The sequence below is a fragment of the Streptomyces sp. NPDC057271 genome (genome assembly GCF_042668715.1).
Taxonomy (GTDB): Bacteria; Actinomycetota; Actinomycetes; order Streptomycetales; family Streptomycetaceae; genus Streptomyces.
Map to the genome: position 1 here is coordinate 21500 of NZ_JBHUYJ010000077.1, position 15521 is coordinate 37020.

Below are 15521 nucleotides of genomic sequence, written 5' to 3' on the forward strand. Positions count from 1 at the left end.
GTCATGATGGCCCGATGCACGCGTCTCAGGGGAGAAGCGCCGGCCTGGGACTCGCCCTGGCGTCGGCCCTCGCATTCGGTGGTTCAGGTGTGGCGGCGAAGCCGCTCATCGAGGCGGGACTCGACCCGCTTCATGTGGTGTGGCTCCGGGTGGCCGGCGCCGCCCTCGTCATGCTGCCGGTGGCCTGGCGCCACCGCGATCTCCTGCGGCGCAAGCCCGCCCTCCTGGCCGGCTTCGGCCTCCTCGCCGTCGCCGGTGTCCAGGCCTTCTACTTCGCCTCGATCTCCCGGATCCCGGTCGGCGTCGCCCTGCTCGTGGAGTACCTCGCGCCGGCTCTCGTCCTCGGCTGGGTCCGGTTCGTCCAGCGCCGGCCGGTCACCCGCGCCGCAGCGCTCGGCGTCGTACTCGCCGTCGGCGGTCTCGCCTGTGTCGTCCAGGTCTGGTCCGGACTCAGCTTCGACCTGCTCGGACTCCTGCTCGCGCTGGGCGCGGCCTGCTGCCAGGTCGGCTACTTCGTCCTCTCCGACCAGGGCGGCGACGAGTCGGATCCGGTCGACCCGCTGGGCGTCATCGCGTACGGCCTCCTCTTCGGCGCGCTCGTCCTGACCGTCGTCGCGCGGCCGTGGGGCATGGAGTGGTCGGTCCTCGGCGGAACCGCCGGCATGAACGGTACGGAGGCGCCCGCCTGGCTGCTCATCGGCTGGATCGTGCTGATCGCCACCGTCCTCGCCTACGTCACCGGTGTCGTCTCGGTCCGCCGGCTGTCGCCGCAGGTGGCGGGCGTCGTGGCCTGCCTGGAGGCCGTGGTCGCGACCGTACTGGCCTGGGTGCTGCTCGGTGAACACCTGGCGGCGCCGCAGATCATCGGCGGCGCGGTGGTCCTGGTCGGCGCGTTCATCGCCCAGTCGTCCACGCCGAAGGTGGCGCCGGCCGACCCCGTGGCCGGATCCGGGCCGGATGCCCGCGAAACCGAGTTGTCGGCCGGCCGGACGGCCCCGTAGGGTGCCGATCATGCATTCGACCGTCCTTCCGCCTCCCGCCGCCTAGGCGCGGGCGGCACCCTCCCTGACGAAGACCGGGCTCGGGCACTCCCCGAGCGGATCGTCGCTGCCCGCGTGCGGAGCCGAGCGACCACACCACCCCGTCTTCACACGGAGAAGCACGTGTCGAAATCCTCCTCCACATCCGCGGCTGTCATGCCTGCCGTCGGACGGAGTCTGCTCTATCTGATCGTCGCCGGAATCGCCTGGGGCACCGCCGGTGCCGCGGCGTCGCTGATCTTCCGGGTCAGCGACATGGGTCCGCTGGCGCTCTCGTTCTGGCGCTGCGTCGGCGGCCTGGTGCTCCTGCTCGGGGCCCTGGCCCTGAGGGCCCGGTCGCGCAGGACGGCCGCCGCGGCGGTCCCGCGAGGGACCGCGGCGGCGGAACCGCGCCGGCGCCGGCTGATCCGCATCCTCGGTACGGGGATCGGGCTGACCGTCTTCCAGAGCGCGTACTTCGCCGCAGTCGAGGCCACCGGGCTCGCGGTCGGCACCGTTGTCACCCTCGGCGCGGGCCCCGTCATGATCGCGCTCGGCGCCCGGCTCACCATGGGCGAACGCCTCGGTGGCGGTGGCGCCGCCGCCGTCGGCGGCGCGCTCGCCGGACTGGCCGTGCTCGTGCTCGGCGGCGAGAGCGGTGAGGTGAGGCCGCTCGGAGTGGCCCTCGCGCTGCTCTCGGCGGCCGGCTACGCGGCGATCACCCTGCTCACCCGGTGGCTCGGCCGCGACGGCGGTGGCTCGGACGCCCTCTCGACGACCACCTGGGCCTTCGCGGTCGGCGCGGTCGGGCTGCTCCCGATGGCCGCGGCGGAAGGCCTGTTCCCGCACACCGGGCAGCCCCTGGAGGTGCTCGGACTCCTGGTCTACGTGGCGGCGGTGCCGACCGCGCTCGCCTACGCGCTCTACTTCGCCGGGGCGGCGGTGGTGCGTGCGGCGACCGTCTCCGTGATCATGCTGCTCGAGCCGGTGAGCGCGGCGGCGATCGCGGTGACGGTCCTGGGGGAGGAGCTGACCTCCGCGACCGTGGCGGGCACGCTGTTGCTGCTCGTGGCGGTCACGGGGCTCGCTCTCGCGGAGGCCCGCACCGCGACGGCACGCCGACGGGAGGCCGTGGCCTAGACGTGGCCCAGGCGGCCGCTCGTTCACCGGAACGGGCGGCCGCACAGGTCAAGGATCAAGCTAGGCCCCTCTGCGGCGCAGGTGGTGCGCCGCCGCCTCGTGGTCTCCGCGTCCCGCCCGGGCCGTCAGGCCCTCGACGATGCGTTCCTGGACCGGTTCCGGCTTGTGGTTCGCGTACTTGAACTTCGCCCGGACCTCGGTCACGTCGAGGCGCAGCACCCGAAGCCCCGACAGGAGGCGGCCGAAGGGGGCCTCGCCGACCGTGACCGGGGCGGTGCCGCCCTCCGGCTGGAAGTGGGCGACCTGACGGTCGAGGAGCCGGGCCTTCTCCGCCGGGTCGTCGATCACGTGCGCCGTGCAGCGCAGCTGGACGGCGGCGTAGACGGAGGTGGGGGTCCCGTGCTCGGGCGGGGCGCCCTCCGGGTGCGCCCACGGGCCGGGGACGAAGGCGTAGTCGTCGACCACACTCAGCAGGACCGTCGGGTTCGCCTCCAGGGCGGGCCAGAGCGGGTTGGGGCGGGCGAGATGGGCGAGCACCCGCCCGTGCGGGCCGGGCTCGGAGTCGTACCGGAAGTGCATCGGCTGCACCCACGGCGGCTCGCCCGCCAGTCCGTTGACGGCGAGCTGGCCGAAGTCGTGGCGGGTCAGCCAGTCGCGCCACTCGGCCGAGTCGTGGGCGGCGTCCCAGGGATGGATCAGCATGGCGCAGCCTCAGACGGCGGCGAGGTAGTCGGGCAGGGCGACGGACGGATCGAGGTCCTCCGCCGGAACCGGGGTGTCGTAGGCCCTGCGTACGGGGATCACACCGGACCAGTGGGGGAGGGCCGCGTCCTCCGGCTCGTCGTTCGGGCCGCCCGTGCGAACCTTCGCGGAGACCTCGTCGAGGTCGAGACGGATGACGGCGGTCGCGGCCAGCTCCCTGGCGTTGGCCCGGCGCGAGTCGTCGGCGCGGCCCGGGACGACGTGGTCGACCAGGGCGTCGAGCGCGGTGCGCAGCTCCTCGGGATCGGTGACCTGGTGGGCGGTGCCGTGGACCACGACCGAGCGGTAGTTGATCGAGTGGTGGAACGCCGACTTGGCCAGGACCAGACCGTCGACGTGGGTCACGGTGAGGCAGACGGGCAGTCCGGGAACCTCGGCGCCCGGGCGCCCCGCCATGCGCAGCGGGCGCGAGTCGGTGGAGCCGTGGACGTAGAGCCGATCGCCGATCCGGCCGTAGAGCGTCGGCAGCACGACCGGGGCTCCGTCGCGGACGAAGCCGAGGTGGCAGACGTACGCCTCGTCGAGTATCGAGTGCACCAACGCGCGGTCGTAGGAGGCGCGGTCGCGGGAGCGGGTGGGGATGGTCCGCTCGGTCGGCTCGTAATGATCCGTCATTGCCCTCTCCATTGCACTAGTGCATAATGTCTTTTGTGCTAGGAGAGTATCGGATCGAAGGTCGCCGTGCATCGGAGATCGCCGCCGGCATCGAACGCGGGGTCGGTACGGGAGCGCTGGAGCCGGGGCAACTGCTCCCTCCCATGCGTGAGTTGGCGCTCACGCTCGGGGTGAACCCGAACACGGTCGCGGCCGCGTACCGGACCCTGCGGGAGCGCGGGGTCATCGAGACGGACGGGCGGCGCGGCAGCCGGGTGCGGCCGAGGCCTGCCACGACGGCCCGCGGCTCGATCCGGGTCGAGGCTCCGGCCGGTGTGCGGGACGTCAGTAAGGGCAACCCCGACCCGGGCCTGCTGCCCTCGCTCGGCGCGGCGCTCGCCGAGGCGGCGCGGCGGGCGGCCGAGCGGCCCGGTATGTACGGGGAGGCCCCCGTCGACGAGGGGTTCACACGGCTCGCCCGCGCGGCGCTGGACGCGGACGGGGTCCCCGAGGGACCGATCGCCGTCACCTCGGGGTCGCTCGACGCGATCGAGCGTGTGCTCGCGGTCCATCTCAGGGCAGGCGACGCCGTCGCCGTCGAGGACCCGGGGTGGGGCAGTCTGCTCGACCTCGTGCCGGCGCTCGGGCTGCGGCCGGTGCCGATGGCCGTCGACGACGAGGGGCCGCTGCCGGCCGCGGTGGCGGGGGCGCTGCGGGACGGCGTACGGGCGGTCATCATCACCGACCGAGCGCAGAACCCGACCGGCGCGGCCGTCGGCGCGGACCGGGCCGCCGCCCTGCGCCGCGTCCTGGCGGACCACCCGGACGTGCTGCTCGTCGAGGACGACCACGGTCACGGCATCGTCGACCTGCCGCTGCACCCGCTGGCCGGGGTGACCCGCCACTGGGCCTTCGTACGCTCCGTCGCCAAGGCGTACGGCCCCGACCTGCGGATCGCGGCCCTGACCGGCGACGCCGAGACCGTCGACCGGGTCCTCGGGCGCCAGCGGCTCGGGCCCGGCTGGGTCAGCCGACTCCTCCAGCGCACGGTCGCGCACCTGTGGATGACGGGCGCCGTGGACCCGGCGGCCGTCGCCACCGCGTACGCGGAGCGGCGTGACGCGCTGGTACGGGCCTTGAAGCGGCGCGGCGTCGAGGCGCACGGGCGGAGCGGGATGAACGTCTGGGTGCCGGTCTCCGACGAGACGGGTGCGGTGACCCGACTGCTGGGCGCGGGCTGGGCGGTCGCCCCCGGAGCCCGCTTCCGGATGACGGCGGGCCCGGCCGTCCGGGTCACCGTCTCCGACCTGACGCCACGGGACATCGAGCCCCTGGCCGACGCCCTCGCCCTCGCGTCGGACCCGGCACCGGCGCGGAGCTACGGCTGAGGGGTGGTGCGGTGGGGCGCCCTGGGGCCGGCTCCTTGCTCGGCTGTGGCCTACGGGCGTCCCCGGGTCGGAGTGCGGCTCCTCGTCCGGATCTCCTCGGCCGTTGCCCAGGGGCGCCCGGCCCGTTCCGGCGTTGCGGTGTCCCGCCCGTTCCGGCGTCGCGGTGTCGGCGCGTTCCGGCGTCGCGGTGTCGGCGCGTTCCGGCGTCGCTACGGGCGGCCCGCCGGGTGGTGGTTCGGCGGAGGTGTCGCCGGGGAGGCGACCTGCGATGCCGTCGGTGACGTGGCAGGCGTCGCCGTCGCCCGGATCGTGCCCCGCGGCCCTCTCGACGGGCCTCGACGCTGGGTCAGGGCCGCGCCCGCGAGGACGACGACCGCGCCGACCGGGGTGTTCCAGCCGAGGTGTTCGTCCAGGACGGCGACGCCTGCCGCCGTGGCGATCACCGGGATGAAGTACGTGACCATCGCCGCCGTCGTCGGGCCGACCTCGGCCACGAGTCCGTACTGCAGCAGCATCGCGTACCCCGTGCCCAGTGCGCCCAGCGCGATGACGGCGAGCAGCGGGACGATCTCGACCGACGACGGGAGCGAGGTGAACATCGGCGTGACCACCGCCAGTTGCAGCGTCGCGATACCGACCTGGGTGCCGGCGAGCGAGAGGTTCGACGCCCCGTTGCCGGCCAGCGTACGGCGCACGTAGATCCAGCCGACCGCGTAGCTGAAGGAGGCCAGCAGCGCCAGCGCCGTGCCCGTGACGTCGAGCCCGGAGAAGCCCTGCCAGGCGCCGAGCACGGTCAGGACCCCGACGAATCCGATGCCGAGGCCGGCCGCGCGCACCCGCGTCGGCCGGTCCTCGGAGAGCGCGACCAGGGAGAGCACCATGCCCCACAGGGGCGTCGTGGCGTTGCAGATGCCCGCCAGCGTCGAGGGGATGGTCAGCTCGGCGTACGAGAAGAGGGAGAACGGCAGCGCGTTCAGGAGGAACGCGGCCACCGTCAGATGGAGCCATGTGCGCCGGCCGCGCGGCAGCCGCTCCCGCTTGACCGCCATCGCGACGGCCAGCACCGCCGTACCGAACAGCAGCCGGCCGAAGGTCACCTGGAAAGGCGCGAACCCCGCCGTGCCGACCTTGATGAAGAGAAAGCTGAAGCCCCAGATCAGGGCCAGTACGCCGAAGCGGATCCGCCAGTCGACCAGACGTGGGCGGCGGGCGGCGGGGGAGGTCGCGGTGCTCATGCCCCTCAGAGTGACCGCTCCCATGTCTTAGGACAAGCGAGAATGGATGAAGGTCTTCGCTTAGGATTGCTTACATGTTGAACCTGGAGCGCCTTCGGACCCTGGACGCCGTCGCCCGGCACGGCTCGGTCAGCGGAGCGGCCGACGGCCTGCATGTCACGACCTCCGCCGTGTCGCAGCAGCTGTCGAAGCTGGAGCGTGAGATCGGCCAGCAACTGCTCGCCAAGAACGGCAGGGGCGTACGCCTCACCGACGCCGGTCTGCTGCTCGCCCAGCACGCGGCGCGCATCCTGTCGCAGGTGGAGCTCGCCCAGTCGGACATCGAGGCGCAGCGCGGCCAGGTCGTCGGCGAGGTGCGGATCGCGGCCTTCCCGACGGCGGCGCGCGGGCTGCTGCCCGGAGCCCTCGCCTCGCTCCGCACCGCCCATCCCGACCTCCGGGTGAGGACCACCGAGCTGGAGCCGGAGCAGGGCATCCGCGAGGTGCTGCGGGGCGATGCCGACCTCGCGATCGTCCTGGACTGGAGCAACAAGAAAGCCCCGGTGCCGGGCGGTCTCGAGCGTGCCCACCTGCTCGACGACGCGGCCGACGTCGCCGTACCCGCCGGTCATCCGCTGGCAGCAAGGGACGAGGTGGATCTCGTCGACTTCGGTGGCGAGGACTGGGTCTCCTGGCCCGAGGGCGAGTTCTGCCACGACTGGCTGATGTTCACCCTGCGGTCGCAGGGCATGGAGCCGCGCATCGCCCATCTCGCCGGGGAGCACCACACCCAGCTCGCGCTGATCGCCGCCGGGCTCGGGGTGTGCGTCACCCCGCGCCTCGGTCGCGGCCCGACCCCCGGCGGGGTGGTGCTGGTGCCCGTCCGGCAGAAGGTGAAGCGGCACATCTACGCGACCTGGCGCAGCGACGCCGACCGCCGGCCGTCCATCAGGGCGGTGGTCGAGGCGCTGCGGGAGATCGGGGCGCCGTTGAGCAGCTGACGGGGCGCCTGGGCGCCGTTGAGCAGCTGACGAGGTGCCGGAGTGCGTTGAGCAGCTGACGAGGTGCTGGGGCGCCGATGAGCAGCTGACGAGGTGCCGGGGTCTGGTCCCGCGTGCGGCTCGTGCGTTCGGTGAGGGCTAGATCTTGCGGAAGTCCCAGGACACGACGGCGTCCGGAGTCAGCTTCAGCCAGGCGTGCCGGCCGTCGTGCGGCATCGCGTCCATGCCGAAGTTCTTGGCGGCGAAGAGCCGTTCCGGCACGTCGAGTTCGGGGCACGGCTCCCCGGTCCGCGGTGCCTCGCCGACGAAGACCGCGCTGCCCGACAGTTCCACGCCGCGCAGCTCCCCGTACTCCTCTCCGTCGTCGACGACCACCGCGATGCGCGGGTCACCACGCAGCTCCGTCCAACGGCGGCTGCGGGTGAGGGAGTAGAGCCAGAGCGAGGTCCTGTCCCAGGCGAACCAGAGCGCGCCGACATGGGGACGGCCGTCCGCGGAGACGGTCGCGACCCGGCAGGTGCGCTGCTCGGTGAGGAAGGTGTCCAGCTCGGCCGGGGTCATCATGATCCGGCGTCCACGGCGCTGCGCGACGGCCATCGTCCGCCCCTTTCCAAAGGTCTGATGGAATGTCAGAAATCATGGGGGCTCTTCCCTCCTGGGGCAAGGGTGGCTAGCCTCGCCCGCCCGGAGTACGGCACGGCGATGCGGACAGGGGAGACCATGACCAGCACGTCACAGGGGGATCAGCTCCAGGAGCAGCTCGAACCGTCCGGCACGGTGCTGCTCACCGTCGAGTGCCAGCAGGGAGTCGTCGGCGAGGAGAGCGCCCTGCCCGAACTCGCCACGGCCGCACGTGCGTCGGGCGTGCTGGCCAACGTCGCCCGGCTCGTCGCGGCCGCCCACGAGGCGGATGTGCAGGTGATGCACGCCGTCGCCGAGCGCAGGCCCGACGGGCGCGGCGCCAACAGCAACGCCCGGCTCTTCCGCGCCGCGGCCCGGCTGCCCGTGCAGCAGCACCGCGGCAGCGCGGCGGTACGGATCGCCGAACCCATCGAGGTCGCCGACCAGGACATCGTCGTACGACGGCTGCACGGGCTCTCGCCCGTCGCCGGTACCGACGTCGACCCGCTGCTGCGCAATCTCGGCTGCCGCACCCTCGTCGTCACCGGGGTCTCGGCCAACGTGGCGATCCCCAACGCCGTCTTCGACGCGGTCAACCTCGGCTACACCGTCGTCGTGCCCGGTGACGCCATCGCGGGGGTGCCGGCCGACTACACCCCCGCGATGATCCGTCACACGCTCGCGCTCGTCTCCACCGTCGCCACCACCGAGGAGGTGCTGCGCTGCTGGAAGAGCCCGCGGCGCGTCACGCGAGCGTGATCGAGTCCCCGTCCACCTTGATCGGCGTCGGCGGCAGCGGGGAGGTGGCCGGGCCACCCTTCACGGTGCCGTCCGAGGCGTCGAACATGCTCTGGTGGCACGGGCAGGTGATGACCCCGTCGGCGACCCCGCTGACGGCGCAGCCCTGGTGGGTGCACTTCGACGAGAAGGCCTTGAACTCGCCTGCCTTCGGCTGGGTGATCACCACGCCCTGACCGTCGATGACCTTGCCGCCGCCCACCGGGATGTCCGCGGTCTTCGCGAGCGGCGACCCCGCCTCCTTCGGGGCGTCACCCGAGCCGCCGCCCGACGACGAACTGTCCGAGGCGCCACAGGCGGTGAGGGCGGCCACCAGGCCCATACCGCCCGCCGCCGAGACGACCGTCCGACGTGCTACTCCACTCATCGCACTCCCCTTGCGTTCCGATCACACCGATGCGATCACTTGGTAGGGGTGAGTACGAGCGGGAACGCCGAAAGGTTCAACGCGCCACGAACCTGCTGGGAATCCGCTACGTACCCGCCACGAACCCGTTACGAACCCGAACGCAGTGCCGCCAGGACCTCGCCCGCCAGCGCCACCGGATCGCCCTCCGGTCGGGTGGGGTAGGAGGCGTGACCGCGCGCCCAGGCGTCGTCCACCGCGAACCAGTCGACGGCGGCCGGAGCCGTACCGTTCACCAGGGCGCGGTCGAGATGTGCGAAGTACGCGGCCCAGCGCGGGGCGTAGAGATCCTGGATCAGCCCCGACCACTCGCGGTTGGCGTAGTCGCGCAGGCCGCTCTCGCTCGGCACACGGTCGCCCCAGGTCGTCAGGATCGAGCGGGCGTCGTACTCCAGCCGGTCGCGCTCTGCGGCGTCCGCCCCCCAGGACCGCGCGGCGGCGATCCACTTTCCGACCAGGAAGCGCGGATCGGAGCCGACCAGCCGGCCGAGCAGCTCCTCGTCCGCCTTCCACTCCGCGGCCAGCCCTCGGAAGGCCGCCAGATCCCTCGCTTCGTACGCCGTCCTGATCCGGGGGAGAAGTACCCGGCTCCGGTTGGTCAGCGCCTGTCGGGCGACATCGACGAGGTCGAAGCGGTACGCGTCCGTCATCCGCAGTTCCGGAGCCACCTGGAGCAGCTCCGCGAGCGCACGCTCCACCCTCGTCGCGTCGTAACGCATCGCCGTGGGACTCCAGCGCGCCGCGCGGGTCGCCGTCAGGCTCGGCCGCGCCGTGAACAGGCTGTCCTGCGGCTCGCTCCAGGCGCCCGACGGCATGCCGTACGGGCCGAGACGCAACTGCTCCCACGCTGCGGCCGCGTGCGGATCCGCACCGCCGTAGCGGCGGGAGGCGTACGCGGCGAACCAGGCCGCCCGGTCGATCGGACCCGGTTGCCACGCGAGTTCGGTGAACAGCTCGAAGGCCGCGGGGCTGCCGCCGGTGGACTCCGGCAGATACGCGATGCCGCGCAGCGCGCTGCCGGGCTTGGCCAGCCACGCGTGGAAGCGGTCGGTCCACGCGGCGGTGTTGGCACCGACGCCCGTGTGGCCGCCGAAGTTGGGGATCGTGCCGAAGGCGCACGGCGTTCCGCCCCACTGCGCCTCCCGGTCCAGGTTGTCGTAGCGGTCCGAGAGCCCGTCGACGATGAGCACCCGACTGCGGTCCACCCCGCTCAGGACGGCCGGTGAGGGGTTGCGCTGCCAGCCGAGCATCACCCAGGTGGCACCGGGGTGTGCGCTCTCCAGCGCACGCTGGACGGCACCCGCCGCGCCGGGGACGTCCACGGAGCCCGGGGTGCCGCCCTCGTGCAGCAGGTCCATCTTGAACATGTCGGTGTCGCCGAACGTCCTTCGCTGGACCTGGTAGTAGACGGCGGCGAGCCGGTCGAAGACCGGACCCGTCGGATCCAGCCAATCCGGGCGTTCGAACCCGATCCAGGTGCCCTGCGGCACCGTGACGGCGCCCTGGTTGCGGTCGGCGAAGCCCGGCGGAACCGTGCCGAAGAAGCCCGGCAGGACGGGTGTCATCCCCAGGGAACGCAGCCGGTCCGCGATCCGCCGGCCCAGGGCGGCACGGGCCTCGACGAGCTGCCGGGAGACCGGGCCCGCGAACCCCGACAGGTTCTGCAGCAGCCACCAGCCCTGATGCGCCGGGCCGGGGATCCACGCGCGCAACTCCGCCTCGCTGTAACCGAAGTCCTGGAGCGCGCGGTAGTACGTGTACTCCGCTCCCGTCGGTACGAAGACCTCGTTCACCCCGTGCAGCGCGAGCAGGTCGATGTCGCGCTGGTAGGAGGCGAAGTCGCGGTACGGACCGGAGTAGCCCTCGTCGGTGTCGTTCAGGGCGTAGCGATGGGGCACGCTCGCCGCGCGCGTGACCTCGCCGTCGACCGCGGGAAGCGTGGCGGGCAGCCGGCCGAGGCTGTCGCCCGGCCAGCCGATGTCGACACCGGCGACATGCTCCAGATACCAGCCGACGCCGGTGAGCAGTGTGGCCGGGGACGTGCCCCGCACCCGGATCGCGCCCGGCACGCCGGAGACGGAGAACCGGTCGCCGGAGGCGGTACGGGCGACCGGAACCAGGCTGAACTGCGAGGCCCGGGAGGGCAGCAGGCGCTCCAGGCTCGCCCGTGCGGGCGCGGGGTCGAAGGCGGGGGCGGCGGTGTGGGTCACGCTGCGGGGTGGGGTCGTGGGGACGAGAGGGTGGGGCGGGGCGGTGCGGGTGTGCGGTGGGCCGGTGTCCTGCGCGGCCGAGGCGGCCGCGCCCGGAAGTGCCAGCACGGTCGCCGTGGCCAGCGCCACGGCGGCGAGGGTCCTGAGACGTCGGAGGACCGGGCGGCTACCCATCTGGCTCCCTGCTCGGAGTGGTTGACGCATGGTCCCTCCACTGTCCGACGACGGGCGGGTCCGGCGACGCAGGCGGAGCCGAGGAAGGGACGGCGCTCATCCGTGCGGGTGCAGACAACGGGCCCGCCTCCGGCCCTCGGGCTCCGGCGACGGCTGCGACGCCCCGGAGCGGACGTCGGCCCGCTCTTGAAGGAATTCTGAAGCGGAGGGGAGGATGCTCCGCTCGGACCAGGGTCCGGCCACCGTCGACGAGGCGGGTGGCCAGTGTGCACCGCGGAGGGCTGAAGGCTGGATACCGTACCGCTGTCCGATCCACGGGTCGCGGCGATCGAGGTACGGGAGTGCGGAGAGCCCCTGATCGATCTGCGCGGCGTGGACGCGCTGCGCCTCGACCGGCAACCGGCCGGCCCGGAGGATGCCCCGGCACGGCTGCGGCTCGGCGTCGTCGACCGACTGGTCATGGCACAGACCCTCCTTCCGGCCGGGCTGCGCCTCCTCGTGATCCGCGGGCACCAGGCGGACCCCGCTGACGCCCCGCACGCCTCCGGCGCCGCCGCCGACCTCACGCTGTGCACCGTAGAGGGTGCCGCGCTGTGGATGGGGTCCGCCCCCCTGGACACACGGTCGCCGCGTCGCCACACGGCGGCACCTGACGTGGACCCCGTCGCGGCGGAGAATCGCCGACACCTGAGGAACGCGATGACCAGGGCAGGTTTCATCAACTACCCTGCCGCGTGGTGGCATTGGTCCTACGGTGACGGCTACTGGGCCTGGGTGAGGGGGGCGCGGTCCGCCGGCTACGGCCCGGCTCGACCGCTGGGCCGCCGCTCCGGGTGACCTGCCGCGACAGACAGTCGTACCGGCGGCGTTGTGGGGGTCAACGTGCTACAGATCAGACTGCTCGGTCCGGTCGAGGTCCATGCCGACGACGGGCCGATCGCGCTGGGCGGGGGCAAGCCGCGCGCGCTGCTGGCGGCACTGGCGCTGGAGCACGGCCATGTGATCTCCACCGAGCGCCTCGTCGACGTCGTCTGGCCGCACGATCCTCCCGACAGCGCCCGCGCGCTGATCCAGACGTACGTGTCGACTCTGCGCCGGTCCTTCGCCGCCGCCGGTCACCCCGCGGTGATCGCCACCCGGGCGCCGGGCTACGCGATCCGGCCGGAAGCGGTCACGGTCGACGCCACGGTCTTCGCCGGACTGCTGGCCGAGGCGAAGCGGCATGCCGGGGCCCGGGAACTCGCCCCGGCGGCCGGCCTGCTGCTCGACGCGGCCGCGCTGTGGCGGGGGCCCGCCCTCTCGGGCCTGGAAGGGGCGCTCCTGGCCGGCGAGGCGGGGAGGCTCGACGAGCTGCGGCTCACGGCCCTGGAGGAACGCTTCGCCGTCGAGCTGGCGCGGGGGAGACTCGACCACCTCGCCGAACTGACCGGGATCGTGGCACGGTACCCGGCCAACGAGCGGCTGCGCGGGCAGCTGATGGTGACCCTGTACCGGCTGGGACGTCAGGCCGACGCGCTGGCCTGCTACCGGGAGGGGCGGGCCACGCTCGTCGAGGAACTGGGCGTCGAACCCGGCCAGGAGCTCAGCGCACTGCACGACGCCATCCTGCGCGGCGACGGCGACGGGTCGCCCGCGGGAGGGGCGCTCCGGGCGGCTCAGCCCCCCGGCCCACCGCAGCCGGACCAGGCAGCACACCACACCAAGCACCCGCTCCCGTTACTCCACCTCCTCCAGCCCCTCCAGGCGCACCCGCCGACTTCACCGGCCGTGCGGAGGAACTGGCCACGCTGACCCACGCGCTCACCGAAGGCCCGGCCTCCCTCCATGTGGTGGCAGGCCCCGGGGGCAGCGGCAAGTCGGCGCTCGCCGCACACGCGGCCCACCACGTTGCCGCCGCCTTCCCGGACGGACAGCTGCACGCCGAACTCCGCGGGCTCGCGGACAGCCCCGCGAACCCCGCCGACGTCCTGGGGCGCTTTCTGCGCTCCCTCGGTGTGGACGCCGAGCGACTCCCCGACAGCCTGCAGGAACGCGTGGAGCTCTACCGCACCCTGCTCGCCGGCCGTCGCCTGCTGATCGTGCTCGACGACGCCGCCGACGAGCGGCAGGTCCGCCCGCTGCTCCCCGGCGGCCCCGGCTGCACCGTGCTCATCACCTCGCGCGACCGCCTCGGTGGACTCGCCGGAGCCCGGCTGACCGAACTGGACGTGCTGGCGCCGGCCGAGGCGCTGGAGCTGCTCACCAGGATCGTCGGACAGCAGCGGACCGAGGCGGAACCCGAGGCCGCCGCTGGTATCCTTGCCGCCTGCGGCAATCTGCCGCTGGCGATCCGGATCGCGGGCGCGCGGCTCGCCACCCGGAGCCGGCTGCCGCTGAACGTCCTCGCCGCACGGCTGGCCGACGAGCGCCGCCTGCTCGACGAACTGGCCGTGGGCGACCTCGCGGTGCGCAGCACGATCGGGCTCAGCTTCCACGCCCTGGAAAAGCTGCCCAGAACCGCCCTGGGGCGTATGGGTTTCTTCGGCCTCCCGGAGTTCTCCCCCTGGGTCGTGGGCCGACTGCTCGACATCCCGGAGGCGGAGGCGCAGAACCTGCTCGAGCAGCTCGTGGACACCCAGCTCGTCACCTTCGCGGGGGTCGACCGGACGGGTATCCTGCGCTACCGCCTCCACGACCTGGTACGGCTCTTCGCCCGCGAGCAGGCCGAAGTCGTCGAATCCGGCTACGAGCTGGTCGAGGCGGTCGCGTGCGTCTTCCGGGGCTGGATCGATCTGCTGCACCGGATCGCCGCGAGCAGCCCGTCACCCCAGATCACCTGGCGTCCCGCTTCCGGCCAGGCCCCGGGCACGCCGCCGGACGAGCTCGGCGAACGCGTCCTGCGCGAGCTCGTCCTCGGGGACGCCTTCGGCTGGTTCGACGGCGACCAGGCCGTGCTGGCCGTGGCCGTCGAACGCGCCGCCCCGATCGGCCTCGACCACCTGGTGTGCGACCTGGTCTCGGCGTACAACGCGGTGGAACTGCGGACCAACCACTTCGCGTTCAGAGCCCGGATCACCAGCGCCGCGCTCGCGGCCGCGCAGCGGATGGGTGACCAGCGCCGGGAGGCCGCCATGCTGGCGGAGCTGGCTCAACTCCGCTACGACCAGGACCGGTTCACTGACTCCCGATGTCTGTTCGGCGAGGCGCTCGGCAAGTTCCGGGCCCTGCACGACGTACGGGGGCAGGCCTTCGCCCTGGCCGGGCTCGGAACGGCATGCCGCGAGCCCGGGCGTCTGGCCGAGGCGATCCACTTCCTCGACCAGGCCGCGACGCTGCTGCACGCCCTCGATGACCACCGCGGAGTCGGGCACGTCCTGCGGACCAGGGCGTCGGTGCGGCTCGAGCAGGGAGAGTACGGCGCGGTGCGCGCCGACCTCGACGCGGCACTCGAAGCCTTCCGGAGCGGGGGCAGCCGCCGGGGTCTGGCGCTGACCCTGCGCTCCCTGGGGCTCTACCACCGGGCCGTGGGCGACTACGAGGCCGCGCTGGGGCTCTCGGCCGAATCGGCGGAGATCTTCGCCGAACTCGGCGACGAGTTCCTGCACTCCTACGCGGTCCGTGCCCATGCCAAGGCCATGATGCGGCTCGGGCACCGGGCCGAGGCGCTGCCCCGGCTCGAAGCGGCCCTGGACACGACGCGCACCTGCCACGACCGCTTCGGCCAGGCGGTCACGCTGCGGGTCATCGGCCAGCTCCATCTGGCCGACGAGCGCCTCGATCTGGCCCAGAGCTGTCTGGACGCGGCCATGTCCATGTGGGACGCCATGGACACCCCGCTCTGGCGGGCACGCACGGAGTACGACCTGTCCCAGGTGTACCGGGCGCGCGGTGAGGCCGAGGCGGCCGTGGCGGCCAGGACGAACGCGCTGGTGGTCTTCAAGGAGCACGGCGCGCGGGAGTACGCGGAGGTCAGCGCCGCTGTAAAGGCGCCTGCAGGAGCGTTGAAGCGGAGTTGAAGCGACGGCGTGGAGCCTTCTCGGCAAGAAGCAGCCGCTCTACCGAGAAGGACGCCACCCATGCGTACTCCGCTCAGACGAGTCACCACCGCCCTCACCTCCCTGCTAGTGCCGCATCAGGCAACGTTCGCCCTGTCGACGACGGCGCGTAGGTGCCGGTCGTCGGCGTGGCGGTTTCGCCAGATGATGTAGCGGCGGA

The 15521-nt window shown here is 73.0% G+C and carries 14 protein-coding genes and 1 pseudogene; 8 read left to right on the forward strand and 7 right to left on the reverse strand.

The genetic code is table 11. The annotated features are described in order from the left end of the window. Positions 1 to 14: 14 nt before the first annotated feature. A complete protein-coding gene (locus ACFUJR_RS28190; protein WP_383170898.1) occupies positions 15 to 1001 on the forward strand; it encodes a DMT family transporter in 987 nt (328 codons plus the stop codon). Between the two features lie 195 nt (positions 1002 to 1196). After that, entirely contained in the window at positions 1197 to 2159 is a 963-nt protein-coding gene (locus ACFUJR_RS28195; protein WP_383170901.1) for a DMT family transporter, read from the forward strand. A gap of 60 nt (positions 2160 to 2219) precedes the next feature. Here ACFUJR_RS28195 and ACFUJR_RS28200 read toward each other — a convergent pair whose 3' ends face one another. Both ACFUJR_RS28200 and ACFUJR_RS28205 read right to left on the reverse strand, forming a co-directional pair. Beyond that, positions 2220 to 2861, reverse strand: a complete 642-nt coding sequence (locus ACFUJR_RS28200) for an FMN-binding negative transcriptional regulator (RefSeq protein WP_383170904.1) — start codon at positions 2859 to 2861, stop codon at positions 2220 to 2222. A gap of 9 nt (positions 2862 to 2870) precedes the next feature. Then, positions 2871 to 3536 carry a pyridoxamine 5'-phosphate oxidase family protein gene (locus ACFUJR_RS28205; RefSeq protein WP_383170907.1) on the reverse strand — a complete coding sequence of 222 codons (666 nt, stop codon included), beginning with the start codon at positions 3534 to 3536 and terminating at the stop codon, positions 2871 to 2873. Between the two features lie 35 nt (positions 3537 to 3571). On the opposite strand from ACFUJR_RS28205, the gene ACFUJR_RS28210 reads away from it, so the two are divergent. Beyond that, positions 3572 to 4903, forward strand: a complete 1332-nt coding sequence (locus ACFUJR_RS28210) for an aminotransferase class I/II-fold pyridoxal phosphate-dependent enzyme (RefSeq protein ID WP_383170909.1) — start codon at positions 3572 to 3574, stop codon at positions 4901 to 4903. A gap of 209 nt (positions 4904 to 5112) precedes the next feature. Here ACFUJR_RS28210 and ACFUJR_RS28215 read toward each other — a convergent pair whose 3' ends face one another. Continuing rightward, complete coding sequence (locus ACFUJR_RS28215; RefSeq protein WP_383170912.1) at positions 5113 to 6138, reverse strand: DMT family transporter; 1026 nt, start codon at positions 6136 to 6138, stop codon at positions 5113 to 5115. Positions 6139 to 6212: 74 nt separating this feature from the next. On the opposite strand from ACFUJR_RS28215, the gene ACFUJR_RS28220 reads away from it, so the two are divergent. Next, a complete protein-coding gene (locus ACFUJR_RS28220; RefSeq protein ID WP_383170914.1) occupies positions 6213 to 7118 on the forward strand; it encodes a LysR substrate-binding domain-containing protein in 906 nt (301 codons plus the stop codon). A gap of 138 nt (positions 7119 to 7256) precedes the next feature. Here the strand turns inward: ACFUJR_RS28220 and ACFUJR_RS28225 are convergent, their stop codons facing one another. Beyond that, on the reverse strand, positions 7257 to 7715 hold the full coding sequence (locus ACFUJR_RS28225) for a pyridoxamine 5'-phosphate oxidase family protein (protein ID WP_383170917.1): 459 nt from the start codon (positions 7713 to 7715) through the stop codon (positions 7257 to 7259). 123 nt (positions 7716 to 7838) lie between these two features. Here ACFUJR_RS28225 and ACFUJR_RS28230 point away from each other — a divergent pair, with 123 nt between their 5' ends. Further along, entirely contained in the window at positions 7839 to 8498 is a 660-nt protein-coding gene (locus ACFUJR_RS28230; RefSeq protein WP_383170920.1) for a cysteine hydrolase, read from the forward strand. Here ACFUJR_RS28230 and ACFUJR_RS28235 read toward each other — a convergent pair. Both ACFUJR_RS28235 and ACFUJR_RS28240 read right to left on the reverse strand, forming a co-directional pair. Next, the gene (locus ACFUJR_RS28235) at positions 8485 to 8904 is read right to left on the reverse strand and encodes a Rieske (2Fe-2S) protein (protein WP_383170923.1); all 420 of its coding nucleotides are present in this window, start codon (positions 8902 to 8904) and stop codon (positions 8485 to 8487) included. The genes ACFUJR_RS28230 and ACFUJR_RS28235 overlap by 14 nt on opposite strands. A gap of 128 nt (positions 8905 to 9032) precedes the next feature. Next, complete coding sequence (locus tag ACFUJR_RS28240) at positions 9033 to 11327, reverse strand: alpha-N-acetylglucosaminidase (RefSeq protein ID WP_383170926.1); 2295 nt, start codon at positions 11325 to 11327, stop codon at positions 9033 to 9035. A 372-nt stretch (positions 11328 to 11699) separates the two neighbouring features. On the opposite strand from ACFUJR_RS28240, the gene ACFUJR_RS28245 reads away from it, so the two are divergent. Genes ACFUJR_RS28245 through ACFUJR_RS28255 form a run of 3 tightly spaced genes read left to right on the forward strand, consistent with a single transcriptional unit; the run spans position 11700 to position 15322 of the window. Then, a complete protein-coding gene (locus ACFUJR_RS28245; protein WP_383170928.1) occupies positions 11700 to 12164 on the forward strand; it encodes a M15 family metallopeptidase in 465 nt (154 codons plus the stop codon). A gap of 45 nt (positions 12165 to 12209) precedes the next feature. Continuing rightward, positions 12210 to 13118: a BTAD domain-containing putative transcriptional regulator gene (locus ACFUJR_RS28250; RefSeq protein ID WP_383170931.1), complete on the forward strand. Its 909-nt coding sequence runs from the start codon at positions 12210 to 12212 to the stop codon at positions 13116 to 13118. 38 nt (positions 13119 to 13156) lie between these two features. Continuing rightward, positions 13157 to 15322, forward strand: coding sequence for an ATP-binding protein (locus tag ACFUJR_RS28255; RefSeq protein WP_383170934.1), 2166 nt, complete (start codon positions 13157 to 13159; stop codon positions 15320 to 15322). 116 nt (positions 15323 to 15438) lie between these two features. Here the strand turns inward: ACFUJR_RS28255 and ACFUJR_RS28260 are convergent. Then, positions 15439 to 15521: pseudogene (locus tag ACFUJR_RS28260) on the reverse strand (transposase); the annotation flags it as partial.

Excerpts from the sequence above, each read along its gene's own strand:
- ACFUJR_RS28190 (WP_383170898.1), top strand. The coding sequence starts at position 15 with ATGCACGCGTCTCAGGGGAGAAGCGCCGGCCTGGGACTCGCCCTGGCG.
- ACFUJR_RS28195 (WP_383170901.1), top strand. The coding sequence starts at position 1,197 with ATGCCTGCCGTCGGACGGAGTCTGCTCTATCTGATCGTCGCCGGAATC.
- ACFUJR_RS28200 (WP_383170904.1), bottom strand. The coding sequence starts at position 2,861 with ATGCTGATCCATCCCTGGGACGCCGCCCACGACTCGGCCGAGTGGCGC.
- ACFUJR_RS28205 (WP_383170907.1), bottom strand. The coding sequence starts at position 3,536 with ATGACGGATCATTACGAGCCGACCGAGCGGACCATCCCCACCCGCTCC.
- ACFUJR_RS28215 (WP_383170912.1), bottom strand. The coding sequence starts at position 6,138 with ATGAGCACCGCGACCTCCCCCGCCGCCCGCCGCCCACGTCTGGTCGAC.
- ACFUJR_RS28220 (WP_383170914.1), top strand. The coding sequence starts at position 6,213 with ATGTTGAACCTGGAGCGCCTTCGGACCCTGGACGCCGTCGCCCGGCAC.
- ACFUJR_RS28225 (WP_383170917.1), bottom strand. The coding sequence starts at position 7,715 with ATGGCCGTCGCGCAGCGCCGTGGACGCCGGATCATGATGACCCCGGCC.
- ACFUJR_RS28230 (WP_383170920.1), top strand. The coding sequence starts at position 7,839 with ATGACCAGCACGTCACAGGGGGATCAGCTCCAGGAGCAGCTCGAACCG.
- ACFUJR_RS28235 (WP_383170923.1), bottom strand. The coding sequence starts at position 8,904 with ATGAGTGGAGTAGCACGTCGGACGGTCGTCTCGGCGGCGGGCGGTATG.
- ACFUJR_RS28240 (WP_383170926.1), bottom strand. The coding sequence starts at position 11,327 with ATGGGTAGCCGCCCGGTCCTCCGACGTCTCAGGACCCTCGCCGCCGTG.